The organism is Dyella sp. CR10, from assembly GCF_055814425.1.
The window spans coordinates 4,217,487-4,234,172 of record NZ_CP185986.1; the positions used below are offsets into that span (position 1 = coordinate 4,217,487).

The following is a 16,686-nucleotide window of genomic DNA, read 5'->3' on the forward strand; positions in this document are numbered from 1 at the left end:
TGGAGATGCGCGCCTCCGCGCCCGATTTTTTTCAGGCGACCGCGGAAGCAGGAAATGCAGCACTCAGGCGGGTTCGAACAAGCCTTGTGGATACTCCGGCTTCTGTTCGCGCGACATCAGCGCGCGCAGACCCTCCACCGGCGTGACTTCGCCGTGCAGCACGGCGCGCACGCCGTTGCTGATGGGCAGATCCAGGCCGTGCTTGGCTGCCAGGCGCGCCACTTCGTCGGCGGTAACCACGCTTTCCACCACCTGTCCGATCTGGCGCACCGCCTCGTCGATGGCGATGCCACGGCCCAGCGCGAGGCCTAGGCGGCGGTTGCGCGACAGATCGCCGGTACAGGTGAGCACCAGATCGCCCAGGCCGGAAAGGCCCATCAGCGTCTCCGGCTTGGCGCCGAGCGCCACGCCCAGGCGCAGCATCTCGTTCATGCCGCGGGTGATCAGGCCGGCGCGGGCATTGAGCCCCAGGTCCATGCCATCGGCGACGCCGGTCGCCACCGCCAGCACATTCTTCATCGCACCGCCGAGCTCGGCGCCCAGCACGTCGCCACCGGAGTAGGCGCGGAAGTTGGGCGCGTGCAGCATCGAGGCAAGCTGCTGCGCAAAGGCGTCGTCATCCGAATGCACGGTGACCGCGCTGGGCAGGCCCAGCGCCACTTCCTTGGCGAAGGACGGACCGGTCACTACCGCGGCCGCGCGGCCAGGCAGCTTTTCGGCCACCAGTTCGTGCAGGAAGCGGCCGGTACCCGGCTCGAAGCCCTTGGTCGCCCAGGCGATGCCTGCACCCGGATCGAGCAGGGGCGCGATCTCGTCCAGCATCGCGGCGAAGGCGTGGCTGGGCACCACGATCAGCACGACGCCGGCGCCGCGCAGGGCGGCAGCCAGGTCGGGCTCGAAACGCAGTTCCGCCGGCAGCTGGATATCCGGCAGGTAGCGCTGGTTCTGGCGGGTTTCCGCCATCGCCGCCAGCGCCCTCGCGTCCCGGCCCCACAAACGGGTCGGCACGCCATTGCGAGCGGTCAACGCGGCGAGCGCTGTCCCCCACGAGCCGGCTCCCAGGACCGCCAGGGTCGGACGTTCAGCCATGACAGGAGGCTCAGCTATTGAGTGCCGGAGTCTCGTCGCCGCCAGCGATGCGGCGCTGCTGCTCGGCGTACAACGCGTCGAAGTTGATCGGCTGCAGCAGGAACGGCGGGAAGCCGCCCTCCATCACCAGCGAGGAGATCACCTGGCGGGCGTACGGGAACAGCAGGTTCGGGCAGTAGCTGCCGATGATGCCGGCGTGGTCCGCCTCGCTGAAACCGGCCACGCCGAACACGCCGGCCTGCTTCACTTCGGCTAGGTAGGCGGTGCGATCGCCCAGGGTGCAGGTCAGGGTCAGGCTAAGCACGACCTCGTACAGGTCGCCGCCGAGTTCCGAAGCCTGCTGGCCCAGGTTCAACTGCACCTGCGGCTGCTCGTTGGTCTCGGCGATCTGCTGGAAGATGTGCGGGGCGTGCGGCGCCTCGAACGACACATCCTTCACATAGATCTTCTGCAGCACCAGCTGCGGCTGGCCGGCCTGCTCGGCGTGCCCGTTGGCTTGAACGTCTGCCATCTCTGAACCCTCACTCTCTCAATGCGGAAACGGACAAAGAGGCCGATTGTTCCATACATCCCCGCAGGCCGCCATGAGACGACCGAGGGCGGACCATGAAGCCGCGGGGTGCGCCTGATGGGGGTCGGTCGCCGCCCGATCCGGCGTCCGGGCTGCTCAAAACTTGCGCAACCCTGCGGTTTCCTGGGAGAATGCACGGCTCGGCCATGCCGGCCCGGCCTTACGGGCACGTCCGCGACGCGATGCGGACCTCACGGCAGCCCCCGAAAGCAGCACCCTCCAGCATCGCGTGGCGCATCGGCGCCGCTGGGCCGATGTCGCCCTGGCCAACGGGCGGTACACCAATTACGGAGGTCATCATGGCCCGTGTATGCCAAGTCACCGGAAAGGGTGTGCAGACCGGCAACAACGTCTCGCACGCCAACAACAAGACCCGTCGCCGCTGGTTGCCGAACCTGCACGAGCGCCGCTTCTGGGTCGCCAGCGAGAACCGCTGGGTGAAACTGCGCGTCTCCAACCAGGCGCTGCGCACCATCGACAAGAAGGGCATCGAGGCCGTGATCGCCGACCTGCGTGCCCGCGGCGAGAAGATCTGAGGAGCCCTAAGCCATGTCCAAGAGCAAGAGCGACAAGATCCGCCTGATCTCCTCGGCCGGCACCGGTCACTTCTACACCACGCAGAAGAACAAGAAGAACACGCCGGACAAATTCGAGTTCAAGAAGTACGATCCGGTTGTCCGCAAGCACGTGATCTATAAGGAAGGCAAGATCAAGTAATTGATCCGCTTTCCATGAAAAACCCGCCCTCCGTGGCGGGTTTTTTTTCGCCTGCGCCGCGGCGATCTCAAGGCGCCGCCTTGCCCTGCGCCTTCGCCTTGGGCGCGGCGTTCTTCACGTATTTGTCGAACCAGGTCAGCATCTCGTACACCTCCTGCTCGTTCGACTCCATCGCGGTGTACCAATGCGGCTCGTGCGGCAGCATCACCAGTCGCGTGGTGCCACCCAGACCGCGGATGGCCTGAAATAGCTTGGGCGACTGGACCGGCTCGGTGCCCGGGTTGGCGTCGTCCATGCCATGCATGATCAACAGCGGCGACTTGATCTTGTCGGCGTGGAAGAAAGCCGAAGCCTGCTCGTACACCCTCGGCGCCTGCCACAGCGAACGCCGCTCGTTCTGGAAACCGAACGGCGTCAGATCCTTGTTGTAGCCGCCGCTGGTCGCCACGCCCGCGCGGAAGAGATCCGTATGCGCCAGCAGGTTGGCGGTCATCAGCGCGCCATGGCTGTGACCGGTGACGCCAATCCGCTCGCGATCGACCACGCCCAGCTCCACCGCCTTGTCCACCGCGGCCTGCGCATCCATCACCAGTTGGTCGACATAGGTGTCGTAGGCCGTGCGCGGATCGCCGACGATCGGGAAGGAAGCGTTGTCGATGACGGCGTAGCCCGACAGCAGCAGCAGGCGGTAGCCGCGCAGGATGTCGAACTTCTGCTGCGAGCCGCTCACCTGCCCGGCCTTGCTCGGGTCTGCGTAATCGAGCGGGTAGGCGTAGAGGATGGCCGGCAGGCGCGTGCCCTCCTTATAGCCCGGCGGCGTGTACAGGGTGAACGACAGCTCCACGCCGTCCTTGCGCTTGTAGGTGACCAGCCGCTTGCCGATGCCGCGCACCTGCGGCGTGGGATCGGTGATATGGGTAATCGCCTCGCTGCTGGAAACGAACGCAGCCTCACCGGGCTTGGCGTCGGCCACCGGCGCGCCGAGCGCATGCAGGAACAGGTTCGGCGGCTCTGCCGGCGACTGCCGCGCCGTGATGAAGCGCTCGCCCCCGGGCAGCACCGCCAGCGCGGCTTCGTAATGATCCGCGCCATCGCCACGGAACAAGCGCTCGGTGCGACCGCTCGACAGCGCATAGCGATCGAGGAAAGGACGATCGCCCTGCGGTGTGCCGCCGGTGCCGGCCAGGTAAACGTCATCGCCCTCCTGCCGGATCACGCGCGCCCCGTTCGGCAACTGCTGCATCAGCAGCGAGCCAGGCTGCTTGTAGTTCTCGTCCATCGAGTAGTCCCATACCGTGCGCGCCGGCTTGGACGGATGGGCGACATCGATACGCGAGATGTGGATCCAGCGCTTGTTGGCGTCGTACTCGTAGACGAACGGCTCATCGCCCTGCGCCAGCCAGCGCATGCCACTGAAGCGCTGCGTGGTGCGCGCCACTTCCTGCGGCTTGCCGCTGAACGGCGCGCTCCACGACATGACTTTGTCGCGCTGCGGGACATTCACCTTCCAATCGCCCTGGTCCAGCGCCTCGGGCCACACCAGCGTCGCCGGCGCATTGGCGCGCCAGTCGAAATCGCGCGGACCCGTCGGCACGCCGCGCACCGGCACGCGATCGGCCACCGGCAGCGAAGCGATCGCCGTGGATTGCCCGGTGCGCACATCGAGCACGCTGACGTCGCGTGCGAAACGCTCATAGGTGGTGACATACGAGTACGGCTTCTTCAGCGTCTCGACCAGCACGTGCTCACCGTCGGGCGCGCCGGACACGCCGGCAAGGACGCCCGGCTTGCCCACCGCCTTGACGCTGCCGCTGGCCGCATCGACCACCGCCAGCTGGGCGGTGCCGTAGTACTCGAACAAGGCTTCGTCATCGGGGCTGCCCAGCGTGTCGCGAGCCTCGTAGGTGCTGCTCTCGCCCTTGCCACCGATCGACTCCTTGATCTCCGGGCCGGCGGTCTCGCTGACCTTGGGCGCGGCGCCAAGATTGGCGGGCACCTGCTTGACCAGCAGCGAGTCGCTGCCGTGCAGCCATTGCACGTCGTCTTCCATCACCGGGTTGAGCCATACGCCCTCGACGCGCCGCACCTGGCCGGTCAGCGCATCGCCCAGCCAAAGTTCGGTGCGCTCCTTCGTCGTATTGGCGAAAGCGAAGCGGCGGCCATCGGGCGACCACTGCGGCTGGCTCGGACAGGCATCCGCCGGCAATGCCACCGGCAGCTGCTTGTGACTGGCCACGTCTTCCACCGTGAAGCGCTTCAGGCAGGTACGGATGCCGTAGCCGCTCGACGCGTCATGCCGGGCGTGATTGGCCGGCTCGATGCGCAAGCCCGCCAGCTTGAGGTACGGCTCGGCCACGCGCGCGATCGGCGGGTACTGCGACTGCTCGACGAGCAACATGCGCTGGCGCGTGGGATCGAGCATGGGCACCGCCGGAAGCGGCGCGTGCATCACCCCGAGCAGCGGTTCGGGCGGCTTGTCATAGCCGGCCAGCGCCAGCGCGGGCAGGATGGCGATCAGGCCGGCGGCGAGGGGCAGCCGGGCAAGTCCCTTCAATGAAGCGGCGGACGGCATCGTGCGGTCTCCTTGGGTAGGCGTACTGCGCAAATAATTGCGTCGACGTTACACCGTTCCCCGGCCCCGCCGCCCTGCTGCAAGTCATGCCCCCCGCACGCCGGCTTTGCGCCGGCCATCCCAAGGCAAGAGCTCACATCCGCTTGCTGCCGCCCTTGCCGCTCAGTGGGTGGGCACCAGCTCGAATTCGATCCACGCAGGATGGTCTTGTGTCTGGCCCTCGACGGCTCTGACGATCAGCACCGCCTTGCCGATCTGCAGGCGGTCGCCCGGCCTCACCGTCTGCTGCATGATCTGCTGCGGTGGCAGGCTTTCACGCGGATAGGCGGCCGTCAGCCACTCCACGGTAGCGCTCTGCGGCGCATGCTTGTCGGGTGACCACGACAACACGCGCAAGTCGAACGCATCGCTGACCTTGGGACCGCCGATGCGCAGGCGGCCCTCTTCGCTCGCGAACACGGTACCGGGAGAAGCCGCGCGAGCGACTTCGCCGTCCACGATGATGTGGCCCCTGGGATCGGTTTCGCCCGGCGTGGCGAGCTTGTTCACGCGGTGCAGGCCATCGGCCAGCGGCAGCAGCATCTTTTCATGCACGACCAGCGTGCTCTCCACATGCATCGGCGTTTCGCGCATCTCGATGAGCGTGGCGCGCGCCCCCGGCAGGGCACCCTGGAACGGCGGCGGCGTTGCCGCAATGGCCGATACGCCGACGCGCGAACGGCCGATCACGCCGGCGGCGCCGCGGGCGATTTCCACTTCGGCCGAAGCGGCCTGTTGCTGATCGCTGGAGCTGGACATGGGTTTTCCTGCCTGCGTCGACCATGCGGAAGTGCCGCCGGCCGAAAGTAGCAGCAGCGCCGCGGACAGGACAAGGCGCCCCGGGCGGGGGCACCTAGTCGTCGCGTGGCGCGCTTGATCGATGGTTGCCATGGCGCGAGCTTGCCACGCCGTTCTCCGCCGCCGGATGACGGCGATCACAGCGTGACGGAGCCGGATCAGGCGTTGCCGATCTCGACCTCGGCTACCGAGCCGTCGTTCAACTGGTCCAGCGGGATGTTCTGCGGATCGTCGAAGCCCCAGGGGTTACGCAGCTCGACGTACTGCTTGCCATCCGGCCCGGTGCAGACGCCAGTCACCGTATAGGCATGCTCGCCCACCAGACCATGCGGATTCTGGCCCGCCTCCATGCCCTTCTGATCGCCGTCGGACTTGGGCGTGAGAATGGTGACGAGCTTGCCGTCCTTCAGCGCCTGCTCGATCTTCCCCGCGCCGTCCTTGGGCGAGTAGTAATCGGCGCTCTTGCCGGTGAGCGCGTTCATCGCGTCGGTGGGATTGCCCCCGTTGCCGATCTTGTCGTAACCGCCATGCAGCTTGGCGTACGCCGCTTCCAGCACCTCCGGCCACTTGGGATTGGTGTCGCCGGCGTTGGTGGCGTTCTTGGGCAGATCCTTGTCGCTCACGGTGATCTTCACATCGTGATAGTCGTCGCCGAACAAGCCCCACAGGTTGCCCGCGCCGTTGTCCTTCTGGTGCGGGAAGGTCACGGTAAACGTACCGTTGCCGTTGTCGTGGATCATGTTCTTGATCTGATCCGGATGCTGCTGCGCCAGCGCGGCCAGGCTCGAATCGAAATAGCAGTCGCCGTACCCCTCTTGCTTGACGTCGTCGGGATGGGGCTGACTGCTGTTGGAGAAGTCCGGATTGCCGCTGGCGTCGTTGTAGAGCGAACGATTCGGCGCCGTGGTGTCGGGGCCGATCTTCGGATCCTGCACCGGATTGCTCTCCAGCATCCCGAGGTAACGCTGGATGTCGGCACCGGCGAAAGCGACGTTGACGCTGGACATGATCGTTGGCTCCGGAACAGTGGGGACGTTGGCCGTGCGCCGCGGCGAGCGGCGCCTGACGACAGATGAAAACCCGCCGAGGCGCGCATGGCCTAGCTAGGTTCGTCCCTACCTAGGGCCGGCCCTAGGTGCAGGTTGCGAGCCGCCTGGGTGGCGCGATGCCCTCGGCACTCTGCTGTAATGCCTGCCTTCCAAAGAGGACTTTCCAGGGATGGCCTTGCGAGTAGTGGTGATCGGCGCCACGGGTGTGTTTGGCTCTCGCGTGGCGCGTCGGCTGGCGCGCGATGCGCGCTTCGAACTGATCGTGGCCGGACGCAGACGTGATGCGCTGGAAGCACTGCGCGCTTCTATCGCCGACCCATCGATGCGGGCGGCCCGGCTCGATGTGGACGATGCGGAGTTCGCCGACACACTTGCCGCGCTGCGCCCCCAGCTGGTGATCCACACCGCCGGCCCGTTCCAGGGCCAGGACTATCGGGTGGCGGAAGCTTGTCTCGTGGCAGGCTGCGATTACATCGATCTCGCCGACGGTCGCCACTTCGTCACCGGCATCGAACGTCTGCACGAGCGTGCTTGCGCGGCAGGGCGCCTGCTGGTCGCCGGCAGTTCCAGCGTGCCGGCGCTGAGCACGGCCGTGGTGGACGCGTTGTTGCCGCGCTTCGCCAAGCTGGACACCATCGAACATACGATCAACCCGGGTAACCGCACGCCTCGTGGTGACGCGACGGTCGCCTCCATCCTCGGCTACTGCGGTCGTCCGATACGCGTGTGGCGCGACGGGCGCTGGCAGGTGGCGCACGGCTGGATGGACAGCCGCGTGCAACCCTACCCGTTCGGCAAACGACGCGTCGGGATTTGCGAGATTCCGGATCTGGACCTGTTTCCCGCGCGCTATCCGCAGGTGCGCACGGTCATCTTCCGTGCCGGTCTCGAGCTGCCTCTGCTGCAGTCCGCCACATGGTGCGCGTCCGCACTGGTGCGCCTGGGCCTGATTCGCAACCTCGCCGCCTATGCGCCCGCGCTACGCCGGCTCAGCGAGCGTTTCATCCGCTTCGGCTCCGACGTAGGCGGCATGACGGTGGAGTTGAGCGGCACGGATACGGCCGGCCAGCCGCTAAAGCTGCGCTGGTGGCTGAGCGCGGATGCCGGCGACGGTCCGCAGGTGCCGGTGACTCCCGCCGTCGTGCTGGCCCGGCGCATCGCTGACGGCGCGATCGCCACCAAGGGTGCGATGCCTTGCACGGGCTTGCTTACGCTCGAACAGATCGAGGCCGGCTTCGACCGCTATGCGTTGCGCACCGGCATTGAGCGGTTCGCGTAAGTCAGTCGATCTCCAGCCAGCCGCGATAGGCGATCAGCTGGCCGAGCAATGGCAGGCGCGTATCGATATGGAACACATAGCGCTCCGCTTCGGCGAGGCTGCGTGAGAGCACGCTGCCGAACCATTTGCGCGGTAGCGGCAGGCCCAGTAACCGGCCTTCGCGCAATTGCCAATCGATCGCCGCACCGTCGCGGCGCAGCTCGAAGTACAGCGATACCGGACCGAGGCGCTCGCGCAGGTGCATGCCATCCGCGGCAGGCTCCAGCGTGGAACGCATGCGCCCGTTCGCGAAGCTGCGGGTCCAGGTTTCGCGCCTACCTTGCCGCTCGATATTCAAGGCAATGGCCTGGTCCATACCCGGCTCGGGCAGGCCAAGCAAACGCCGCAACAGGCGCGCCGGCACATGACGTGCACCCTCGACCTGCGCCACGCCATGCGCGCTCAGCGAAGCGGTGCCGCCGTGCATGCGTTGCACCGGCGCGGCCAACAGCGGCCAATCGGACGGCCCGATCAAGGCGGGAAAAAGAACCTCGGACATGGCGCGATCTTGCGTGGCGCATGCGAGGCGGACAAGCGCCGCAAAAAAAAGCCCGCCGGAAGGCGGGCTTTTTCGTTGAAGCGTGAAGCTGTTGGCTCAGGCTGCGCTGACTGCGTAGCTCTTCAGGCGCTGGGCGAAATCCTGCAGCACGCGGATGCCGCTCTGCTCGGCCTCGGCGATCCACTGCTGCAGACCCTTGAGGGCCTGGTCGGCGCCACGCTGCTCCATCAGTTCGGCCAGGCGTGCGCGGAAATCGCACACCACGCGCAGCGTCGGGCGCTTGGCCAGCACGGCCTGCAGGCGCTCTCGGCCTTCGTTGTCCAGCCAGCGGCCGCCATCGGCCAGCGCGCGGCGCAGACGGCGCGGCGTGCCCTTGATGCTCTCGCCGGCATGCAGCGCTTCGTCGCGCAGGGTCGGCACGATCACGCCGCGGTAGTAGTCGGTCATCGCGTGGAAACGATGAGTCAGCACGGCCTTCAGGGTCTCGGCGTCCGGCAGGTGCACGTTCGGGCGCACGTCCAGGGTCGGCGCCACGCGCAGCACCTTGGCCAGGCCCAGGGCGCGCAGGCCGCAGATCGCCGCCCAGCCGATGTCGAACTCCCACTTGCGCAGGGCGAACTTGGCCGAGCTGGGGAAGGCGTGGTGGTTGTTGTGCAGCTCTTCGCCGCCGATCCAGAAGCCCCACGGCGACAGATTGGTCGCGGTGTCGGCGCTCTCGAAGTTACGGTAGCCCCACCAGTGGCCGATGCCGTTGACGAAGCCGGCGGCCCAGAACGGAATCCAGATCATCTGCACGGCCCAGATGGCCGCACCGATCACGCCGAACAGTGCCAGGTCGATCAGGAGCATCAGCGTCGGGCCCCAGTACGGATGGCCGCCGAACAGCTTGCGCTCGATCCAGTCATCCGGGGTGCCACGACCGTACTTTTCGAGGTCTTCCTTGACGTAGCTGGCCTCGCGGTACAGCGACACACCGTCCCAGAACACCTTCTTGATGCCGTAGATCTGCGGGCTGTGCGGATCTTCCTCGGTCTCCACCTTGGCGTGGTGCTTGCGATGCACCGCCACCCATTCCTTCACCACCATGCCGGTGGTCAGCCAGCCCCAGAAGCGGAAGAAGTTGGCCAGGGCGGGGTGGAAGTCCACGCCGCGATGGGTCTGGCTGCGGTGCAGGTACAGCGTCACCGTGAAGATGGTCAGCTGCGTCATGACCAGCAGGTAGACCAGCATGGCGACCCATCCGGCCCCGGTGAGGCCGTTGGATAGGAAATTCAGCACTGCGTCGAGCATGGGAAACACTCAGTAGGGTGAAAAACGAGTCTAATCGAGGGTTTCCGTACCCACCAGCATGGGAAAGCGATCCGCGGCAAGCTGTCACGGAACGTGTTTTGGCGCGCAAGAACCGCCCCCACCGGTTGTCACCGTAGTGGAGGCGCCATGACAATCTTGCAATGACTCTGCCACACCCCCTGTTAAGGCTCGATCAGATCGGCCGGCGACGTGCCGGACGCCCCGCCGTGGAGCGTCTCAGCCTGGCGCTGGACAAGGGGCAGATCCTTGGCCTGCTTGGCGTCAACGGGGCCGGCAAGTCCACCACGCTGGCCATGATCGCCGGCGCGCTGAGCCCCGACGGAGGGCGCATCGAACTGAACGGGCAGGACTTCGCCGAGCACCCCGAACTCGCCCGCCTGGTCGGCTGGCTGCCCGAACGTGCCCCGCATTGGCCGGAACTGACGGTTTTGGAGCATCTGCAGGCGCATGGCCGCCTGCGCGGCCTGCGCTCGAGCGCACTCAAGCAGGCCTGCGGCGCGACCATCGAGCGGCTGGAACTGCAGCCGCTGCTGCGCCGCCTGGCCGGCGTGCTCTCGCAGGGCCAGCGCCAGCGCCTGGGGCTGGCCTGCTCCCTGCTGCACAAGCCAGCCCTGCTGGTCCTGGACGAGCCGGCCAACGCGCTGGATCCGGTGCAGGTGTCGTCCCTGCGCCGGATCATCCGCGAAGAGGCTGCCGCGGGCACCGCCGTGATCCTCTCCACGCACCTGCTGGCCGAAACCATCGCGGTCTGCGATCGCGTGGCGATCCTGCACGAGGGCCGCCTGCGACACGATGCCGCGCTCAGCGGCGACCATCGCGTGCTCGAACAGACCTTCTTCGACATCGCCATGAACGGAAAGGCCCACGCTGCATGAGTCCGGTTGCATGAGTTCGATTCTTTCGGTGGCCCGGCTCGAATTGCGCCGCCTGCTCGTGCGACCGCTGGCCTGGGTGCTGGCTGCGCTGTCGCTGGCGCAGCTCGCCTGGCGCTTCACGCTGCTGCTGGGCAATTTCCTCGACAACCAGGTCAAGCTGGCCGCCCTGCCCGGCGGGCCGGGTTATACCGACCTGGTCGGCGTGCCATTGCTGAGCAGCGCGCTTACCGTCGGCATCCTGCCGTTCGGCCTGGTGGAGCTGGCCTTGCTGGTCGTGCCGCTGCTGACCATGTCCACCCTGGCTGGCGACCGGGTCAACGGCACCCTGCCGATGCTTTCGGCCAGCGGCGTGTCGCCCGCATCCATCGTGCTGGGCAAATACCTCGCGATACTGCTGTGGCTGATGGCCTGGCTGGCGCTGACCGTGGCGATGCCGTTGAGCCTCGCGCACGGCACCCATCTGGACTGGGGCAAGTTCGCCGCGGCCATGCTGGGCCTGGCGCTCGCCCTGGCGGCGATCGGAGCGGTCGGCGTCGCCTGTTCCGCCTTCGCCTCGCTGCCGGCAGTGGCTGCCACGGCCAGCCTGATGCTGGGCCTGGCGCTGTTCACCGTGAATCTCGCCGCGCAGAAAGCCGGCATCGGCAACGGCATATCGAACTGGCTCGCGCTCGGCACGCACCTGGAAACCATGCTGCGCGGTCTGGTCGCGAGCAGCGATGTGGCCTGGTTCGTGCTGGTCGTCGCGGTCGCGCTGATCCTGGCGACGCGCCGGATCGCCACCGACAAGGAGCGCGGCTGATGCGCTGGTTCAGACGTCTGGACGGCTGGCTGTTCGCGCTCGGCCTGCTGGCGGCAGCTGGGGCGCTCGGCTACCTGAGCTGGCGCCACGACTACGTGGCGGACTGGAGCCACGATGGCCGCGCCGGTCTCTCGCCGGAGAGCCGCGCGGTGCTCGATGCGCTGAAGGGTCCGGTGGAAATCGTCAGCTACGCCAATCCGCAGGGCGACCTGCGCCAGACCGTGAGCGCCTTCGTCCAGCGCTACCGGATGGTGAAGCCCGATCTCTCCCTGCGCTTCGTCGATCCGCAGCAGGATCCGGCGAAGATGCGCGAGCTCGGCATCACCGTCGACGGTGCGCTCATCCTGCATTACCAGAATCGCGAACAGCGGCTGGACGAGCTGTCAGAACGCAGCCTCACCAATGCGCTGGAGCGCCTCACCCGCGGCGGCGAACGCATCGTCGCCTTCGTCAGCGGCGACGGCGAGCGCCGCGCGGATGGCAAGGCCAACGCGGACCTGGGCATGTTCATGACGCAGCTGGAAGGCCGCGGCATGCGCGCGGTGCCGCTGAGCTTCGCGCAGGTCACCGCCGTGCCGCAGCACACCGACCTGGTGGTGCTGGCCAGCCCGACCCTGGCGCTGCCTCCGGGCGCGGTGAAAGCGCTTACCGATTACGTCGCCGCGGGCGGCAACCTGCTGTGGCTGACCGAGCCGGGCAATGAGGATCTGGGTCTGCAGCCGCTGGCCGATGCGCTGGGCGTGCACGTGCTGCCGGGCGTGCTGGTGGACGGCCAGGGCGCCGTGCTGGGTCTGAAGGATCCGCGACTGCTCGCGCTGAGCGGCTATCCGCCACACGCGATCACCCGCGGCTTCATGCTCACCACGCTGTTCCCGCAGGTTTCCGCGCTGGCACTGTCGCGTCGCGGCGAGTGGGACGCGCAGGCCTTCCTGCGCTCCGGTCCGCAAAGCTGGACGGAATTCCAGCCCATCGACAACGCGGAGAGCTCCAGCATCCGTTACGACGCGGACGCCGGCGAGTTGAAGGGTCCGCTGGATTTCGGTCTCACCCTCACCCGCCTGTCGCCCAGTCCCGACAAAAGCGAACAGCGCGTGGCAGTGATCGGCGACGGCGATTTCCTCTCCAACACCTTCCTGGGCAACGGCGGCAACCGCGCGCTGGGTGAACGCGTGTTCGACTGGCTGCTGGGCGACGACGCCCTGGTGAACCTGCCGCCGCGCGGCGCGCCGGACCGCGTGCTGACGATCAGCCAGGGTCAGCTCAATGCCGTGAGCCTCGGTTTCGTCGTTGCGCTGCCGCTGTTGCTGCTCGCACTCGGCGGCCTGATCGCATGGCGGCGGCGCCGCGCATGAAGCGCGCCACGCGCCAACGATTATGGCTGCTGGCGCTGGCTCTGCCGCTGCTTGTCGCCGCCGGCTGGCAATGGCGGCGCGACCGCCAGGATGATCCAGGCACCCTGCTGGGCCTGGATCCGGCCACCATCCAGCGCATCGACCTGCAGCTTCCTGGCGGCGACGCGGAGCATTACGCCAGGCGCGACGGCCGCTGGCAGGCCGTGGATGGCACGGCGTCGGCGACAGACGAAGGCCGCCTCGCCGACCTCGCCGCCACCGCTGCCGCCCCCGTGCTGAGCTGGCGTCCGCTCGCCGATTTCGACCCGGCGCGCATCGGCCTGGCGCCGCCGGTCGCCGTCCTCAGCCTCGATGGGCAGGCGCTGGCCTTCGGCGAGGTGTCCGTTACCGGGCCGCAGCGCTACGTGCGGGTCGGCGATCGCGTCGCCCTGATCTCCGTGCGCTTCACGCCGCGCGCAACGCGGACGACCCGGGCGCCATGATCGCCCGGCGGGCGTCGCCTCCGCGGCACCTTGCATGCCCCCGCCCTTTCCCCATATTCATGCCATTCCCGTCACTCCCCAAGGGAGCATCCGCATGAGTCGTCCCCCGCTCGAGCAACCCGTCATCGGCGTCGTCGGCATGGCTGTCATGGGCCGCAATCTCGCGCTCAACATCGAGAGTCGCGGTCACACGGTCGCCATCTACAACCGCAGCCGAGAGAAAACCGATGAGGTGATCGCCGAGCATCCCGACCGGCGCCTGGTGCCCACGTATTCGATGCAGGCGTTCGTCGACGCACTGCAGAAGCCGCGGCGCATCCTGTTGATGGTGAAAGCCGGCGACGCCACCGACGCCACCATCGCCGAACTCAAGCCCCTGCTGGACAAGGGCGACGTGCTGATCGACGGCGGCAACACCTTCTTCCAGGACACCATCCGGCGCGAACGCGAGCTCGGCGCGGCCGGCCTTCATTTCATCGGCACCGGCGTGTCCGGTGGCGAGGAAGGCGCGCTGCACGGCCCGTCGATCATGCCGGGCGGTCCGCGCGATGCGTATGACCTGGTGGCCCCTGTGCTCACCGAGATCGCCGCGCGCGCGCCAGACGGCGAGCCCTGTGTGGCCTACATGGGCCCGAATGGCGCGGGCCACTATGTGAAGATGGTCCACAACGGCATCGAGTACGGCGACATGCAGCTGATCGCCGAGAGCTATGCGGTGCTCAAGCAGGTGCTCGGCCTGTCCAATGAGGAACTGGGCAAGGTCTACGCCGATTGGAACCAGGGCGAGCTGGACAGTTATCTCATCGCGATCACCGCCGACATTTTCGGCAAGAAGGACGCGGACACCGGCAAGGACCGGGTCGACATCATCCTCGACCGCGCCGCGCAGAAAGGCACCGGCAAATGGACCAGCCAGAGCGCGCTGGACCTGGCCGTGCCGCTGCCGCTGATCACCGAATCGGTGTTCGCGCGCCTGCTTTCGGCACTGAAGGACGAACGCGTCGCTGCCAGCAAGGTGCTTGCCGGCCCGCAGCAGAAGCCGTTCGCCGGCGATCGCGCCGCTTTCGTCGAAGCCGTGCGGCGCGCGCTGTACCTGAGCAAGATCGTGTCCTACGCGCAGGGCTTCGCCCAGCTTCGCGCGGCGTCCGATACGTACCAGTGGAACCTGCCCTACGGCACCATCGCGAGGATCTTCCGCGCGGGCTGCATCATCCGCGCACGCTTCCTGCAGAAGATCACCGACGCCTACGCGCACGATCCGGCACTGGCCAACCTGTTGCTCGATCCGTATTTCCGCGATATCGCCGCGCAGTACCAACAGGCGTTGCGCGATGTGGTGAGTGCCGCGGTGCAGGCTGGCGTACCGGTGCCGGGCTTCGCATCGGCGATCGCGTACTACGACAGCTATCGCGCGGAACGGCTGCCCGCCAACCTGATCCAGGCGCAGCGCGACTATTTCGGCGCGCATACCTTCGAACGCATCGACCGGCCCGGCAGCTTCCATGCCGACTGGACGTAAGCGCGCGTGCCTGAGCTGCCTGAAGTCGAAACCACCCGGCGCGGCATCGCTCCGCACCTGATCGGCCGCAGCGTTACTGGAGTGACGCTGCGCCGGCGCGACCTGCGCTGGCCGATTCCGCCGGAGATCGAGCAACTTCTGCCAGGCCAGCGCATCGAGTCGATCGAGCGACGCGCCAAATACCTGCTGCTGCATACGCAGGCCGGCAGCGCGTTGCTGCACCTTGGCATGACCGGCGTGCTGCGCGTGCTGCCGCCGGATGCGCTGGTGGGCAAGCACGACCATGTGGATATCGCCCTGGAAGTTCGCGCGAACGAGGGTCCGCGCATCCTGCGCTTCACCGATGCGCGGCGCTTCGGCTGCCTGCTGTGGCAACCGCCGGGAACCACCCATGAGCTGCTGGCGGACCTGGGACCCGAACCGCTCACCGACGCCTTCGACGGCGACCTGCTCTGGCATCTCTCGCGCGGTCGCACGGCGGCGGTGAAGCTGTTTCTGATGGATAACGCGGTGGTGGTCGGCGTGGGCAACATCTACGCCAGCGAAGCGCTGTTCGCCGCCGGCATCGATCCGCGCCGCGCCGCCGGCGCGGTGTCGCGGGCCCGCTATGCGCGCCTGGCCGCCGAGGTGAAGCGCATCCTGGCCTGGGCGATCGAGCGCGGCGGCACCACGCTGCGCGACTTCATCAACCCGGACGGCATGCCCGGCTATTTCGTGCGCGAACTGATGGTGTACGGCCGCGAGGGCGAGCCGTGCCGCGTGTGCGGCACCGCGATCCGCCAGGCCGTGCTGGGGCAACGCTCGACGTTCTGGTGCCCGAGGTGCCAGAAGTAAGCAGCCTGGGGTTCGCTGAGCTCACCCCGACCTGCGCCGCTCAATCGGGCCAGCGAAACTCGACGAAGCGGTTGTAGAACGGCGGCTCTTCCTCGCCCCCGCCCAGCGTCGCGACGAGACCCGGCAGACCGTCCACCTCCAGCGGCTGCCCGTCGGCGAAATGCGCGCCCAGCGCCTGCATATCCGCCAGCCGTTCGCACAGCATGCCGGCGCGGTCGGTATCGCTGTCCGGCACGTGGCGCAGGCTGACATCGGGGCGTCCGAACTTGCGCATGCCGCGCGTGCTGACCCAGCTGCCATCGCCGTCTTCCTCGCCGTTGCGCAGGATCAGCAGGTGGTTACGGATCGGCGCGCCATCCGGCACCAGGTAGCGACGGCGCCAGGCATCGGCGTCGAATAGCGAAACGATCTGCGGGTCGAGCACGGCGACGCCGCCGATATCCAGCAGGCCGGCGACCACGCCGAGCGTGTCGCGCAGATAACCCACGTCGCCCTGGTCGGCGATGCGCCCGCGCAGCACCATCACCTGCGGCGCATCGATGGCCGCGCGATAGGCGTCCGGCGCGTCTTCCTTGAAGATGCGGCCCAGCTCGCCGCGGAGCGGATAGCCGTCCCACTGGCGAAGCGTGGCGTGGTGATGGTTGGTCGCCTCGATGCCGCGCGGCAGGCCATCGCTGCCGTAGGGCGCGGACGGCACCCGCACGTTCTCGAAATTGCCGAACACGTAGAAGTGCAGGTAGATGTCCTCGCCGCCGGGCTGCCAATGCGGACGCTGCCAGGCGGGGATGCGGATCGGGGTGGCCATGTCTTGATTCCTTGTGGATGCCGGCCGGCACGGGGCCTTCCGGGAGCGCGGCGCACC

At 67.5% G+C, this 16,686-nt stretch carries 17 protein-coding genes; 9 read left to right on the forward strand and 8 right to left on the reverse strand.

Going from position 1 to position 16,686, the window contains the following annotated elements:
• Positions 1-63: 63 nt before the first annotated feature.
• The gene (locus ACNR9O_RS19020) at positions 64-1,089 is read right to left on the reverse strand and encodes an NAD(P)H-dependent glycerol-3-phosphate dehydrogenase (RefSeq protein WP_473685890.1); all 1,026 of its coding nucleotides are present in this window, start codon (positions 1,087-1,089) and stop codon (positions 64-66) included.
• 10 nt (positions 1,090-1,099) lie between these two features.
• Complete coding sequence (secB, locus tag ACNR9O_RS19025) at positions 1,100-1,600, reverse strand: protein-export chaperone SecB (protein ID WP_473685888.1); 501 nt, start codon at positions 1,598-1,600, stop codon at positions 1,100-1,102.
• A gap of 359 nt (positions 1,601-1,959) precedes the next feature.
• Here secB and rpmB point away from each other — a divergent pair, with 359 nt between their 5' ends.
• Complete coding sequence (gene rpmB / locus ACNR9O_RS19030) at positions 1,960-2,196, forward strand: 50S ribosomal protein L28 (RefSeq protein ID WP_026635436.1); 237 nt, start codon at positions 1,960-1,962, stop codon at positions 2,194-2,196.
• Positions 2,197-2,209: 13 nt separating this feature from the next.
• On the forward strand, positions 2,210-2,377 hold the full coding sequence (rpmG, locus tag ACNR9O_RS19035; RefSeq protein ID WP_026635435.1) for a 50S ribosomal protein L33: 168 nt from the start codon (positions 2,210-2,212) through the stop codon (positions 2,375-2,377).
• Between the two features lie 67 nt (positions 2,378-2,444).
• On the opposite strand, the gene ACNR9O_RS19040 is transcribed toward rpmG, so the two are convergent.
• The 3 genes from ACNR9O_RS19040 to ACNR9O_RS19050 all read right to left on the reverse strand — a co-directional run bounded on the left by ACNR9O_RS19040 (position 2,445) and on the right by ACNR9O_RS19050 (position 6,793).
• A complete protein-coding gene (locus tag ACNR9O_RS19040; protein ID WP_473685885.1) occupies positions 2,445-4,949 on the reverse strand; it encodes a S9 family peptidase in 2,505 nt (834 codons plus the stop codon).
• A 162-nt stretch (positions 4,950-5,111) separates the two neighbouring features.
• Complete coding sequence (locus ACNR9O_RS19045; protein WP_473685883.1) at positions 5,112-5,747, reverse strand: hypothetical protein; 636 nt, start codon at positions 5,745-5,747, stop codon at positions 5,112-5,114.
• A gap of 197 nt (positions 5,748-5,944) precedes the next feature.
• Positions 5,945-6,793, reverse strand: coding sequence for a C2 family cysteine protease (locus ACNR9O_RS19050; RefSeq protein WP_473685881.1), 849 nt, complete (start codon positions 6,791-6,793; stop codon positions 5,945-5,947).
• Positions 6,794-7,004: 211 nt separating this feature from the next.
• Between ACNR9O_RS19050 and ACNR9O_RS19055 the strand changes: the two genes are divergently transcribed.
• The gene (locus tag ACNR9O_RS19055) at positions 7,005-8,114 is read left to right on the forward strand and encodes a saccharopine dehydrogenase family protein (protein ID WP_473685879.1); all 1,110 of its coding nucleotides are present in this window, start codon (positions 7,005-7,007) and stop codon (positions 8,112-8,114) included.
• Between the two features lies 1 nt (position 8,115).
• Here the strand turns inward: ACNR9O_RS19055 and ACNR9O_RS19060 are convergent, their stop codons facing one another.
• Positions 8,116-8,652, reverse strand: a complete 537-nt coding sequence (locus ACNR9O_RS19060; protein ID WP_473685877.1) for a DUF4166 domain-containing protein — start codon at positions 8,650-8,652, stop codon at positions 8,116-8,118.
• A gap of 96 nt (positions 8,653-8,748) precedes the next feature.
• On the reverse strand, positions 8,749-9,942 hold the full coding sequence (locus ACNR9O_RS19065; protein ID WP_473685875.1) for a DesA family fatty acid desaturase: 1,194 nt from the start codon (positions 9,940-9,942) through the stop codon (positions 8,749-8,751).
• 161 nt (positions 9,943-10,103) lie between these two features.
• On the opposite strand from ACNR9O_RS19065, the gene ACNR9O_RS19070 reads away from it, so the two are divergent.
• The 6 genes from ACNR9O_RS19070 (at position 10,104) to mutM (ending at position 15,824) form a co-directional block, all read left to right on the forward strand.
• Positions 10,104-10,838 carry an ABC transporter ATP-binding protein gene (locus tag ACNR9O_RS19070; protein ID WP_473700674.1) on the forward strand — a complete coding sequence of 245 codons (735 nt, stop codon included), beginning with the start codon at positions 10,104-10,106 and terminating at the stop codon, positions 10,836-10,838.
• A gap of 10 nt (positions 10,839-10,848) precedes the next feature.
• Positions 10,849-11,637 (forward strand): ABC transporter permease, encoded by a 789-nt coding sequence (locus ACNR9O_RS19075; protein WP_473685871.1) that lies wholly within the window; start codon positions 10,849-10,851, stop codon positions 11,635-11,637.
• The gene (locus ACNR9O_RS19080; RefSeq protein ID WP_473685869.1) at positions 11,637-12,989 is read left to right on the forward strand and encodes a GldG family protein; all 1,353 of its coding nucleotides are present in this window, start codon (positions 11,637-11,639) and stop codon (positions 12,987-12,989) included. Before ACNR9O_RS19075 ends, ACNR9O_RS19080 begins: the two co-directional genes overlap by 1 nt.
• Positions 12,986-13,471: a hypothetical protein gene (locus ACNR9O_RS19085; RefSeq protein ID WP_473685867.1), complete on the forward strand. Its 486-nt coding sequence runs from the start codon at positions 12,986-12,988 to the stop codon at positions 13,469-13,471. The genes ACNR9O_RS19080 and ACNR9O_RS19085 overlap by 4 nt, the downstream gene beginning before the upstream one ends.
• 94 nt (positions 13,472-13,565) lie before the next feature.
• Positions 13,566-14,990 carry an NADP-dependent phosphogluconate dehydrogenase gene (gene gndA / locus ACNR9O_RS19090; RefSeq protein WP_473685865.1) on the forward strand — a complete coding sequence of 475 codons (1,425 nt, stop codon included), beginning with the start codon at positions 13,566-13,568 and terminating at the stop codon, positions 14,988-14,990.
• A gap of 6 nt (positions 14,991-14,996) precedes the next feature.
• Positions 14,997-15,824, forward strand: coding sequence for a bifunctional DNA-formamidopyrimidine glycosylase/DNA-(apurinic or apyrimidinic site) lyase (mutM, locus tag ACNR9O_RS19095; RefSeq protein WP_473685863.1), 828 nt, complete (start codon positions 14,997-14,999; stop codon positions 15,822-15,824).
• A gap of 40 nt (positions 15,825-15,864) precedes the next feature.
• Here mutM and ACNR9O_RS19100 read toward each other — a convergent pair whose 3' ends face one another.
• The gene (locus ACNR9O_RS19100) at positions 15,865-16,629 is read right to left on the reverse strand and encodes a hypothetical protein (protein ID WP_473685861.1); all 765 of its coding nucleotides are present in this window, start codon (positions 16,627-16,629) and stop codon (positions 15,865-15,867) included.
• Positions 16,630-16,686 lie beyond the last annotated feature (57 nt).